Annotated in this window: 1 protein-coding gene; it reads left to right on the top strand. The window is 67.3% G+C overall.

Annotation, left to right across the window (positions count from 1 at the left end):
- On the top strand, window positions 1-1,024 hold a 1,024-nt coding region (locus INR38_RS28570; RefSeq protein ID WP_207444611.1), incomplete at both ends, for an AMP-binding protein.

Below are 1,024 nucleotides of genomic sequence, written 5' to 3'. Positions count from 1 at the left end.
ACGCATACGGCTGGGAGAGCGCAGCGTGCAGGAGTGCCTGCGCCAGACACATGAGGGTTTGTCGGGGCTGATGCACCATGAGCACGCGACGCTGTCGCTGGCGCAGCGCTGCAGTGCGCTGGAGGGAGGCACGCCGCTGTTCTCCACCCTGCTCAACTACCGTTATCTGGTTCAGGATGACGGGACTTCCAGCGCATGGGAAGGCCTCACGGCACTGGGTGGACAGGAGCGCACCAACTACCCGGTAACGGTATCGATCGATGATCTGGGCGAGGGCTTCGGCATCGTGATGCAGGCCAGCGAGTCCATTGGTGCCCAGCGGCTGTGCAGCTACATGGGGGCCGCCATCCAGGCGGTCGTCGGGGCGCTGGAGCGGGCTCCACACAGCAATGCGGGGGCGCTGCAGATTCTGGGTGAGACGGAGCGGACGGCGCTTGAGCGCTGCGGCAGCAGGCAGCCATGCCTTGCGCATGCCGTGCCGCTGCAGCACGCGATCGAAGAACAGGCGCGTGTGCGGCCCGGGGCGAAGGCCCTGGTATTCGAAGCACAAAGCCTCAGCTACGGCGAACTCAACGCCCAGGCCAACCGCCTGGCCCACCGCCTGATCGCCCTGGGCGTGCGTCCCGAGTCGCGCGTGGGCATTGCCATGTCGCGCTCGGTGGAGATGGTGGTCGGCCTGCTGGCCATCCTCAAGGCCGGTGGCGCCTATGTGCCGCTGGACCCGGACTACCCGGCCGACCGTCTGGCGCACATGGTGGAGGACAGCGGCATTGCCCTGGTGCTGACGCAGGCTGCTGTGCGTACGCGCATTCCGAGCGCAGACCGCTTGCAGATTCTGGAGGTCGACACGCTGGACCTGTCGGCCGAATCGGATGCCGATCCGCAGGTGCAGGTGTCGGTCGACAGCCTGGCCTATGTGATCTACACCTCGGGCTCCACGGGCCGCCCCAAGGGCGCGCAGCTGAGCCACCGCAACGTGGCACGGTTGCTCGCTGCCACCGAGGCCTGGTTCGGCTTTGGGCCT

It is taken from the genome of Delftia sp. SD018 (assembly GCF_017355445.1).
Taxonomy (GTDB): domain Bacteria; phylum Pseudomonadota; class Gammaproteobacteria; order Burkholderiales; family Burkholderiaceae_C; genus Comamonas; species Comamonas acidovorans.
The sequence above is the reverse complement of the archived record's forward strand: the minus strand, read 5'-3'. Positions and strand labels throughout refer to the sequence as shown.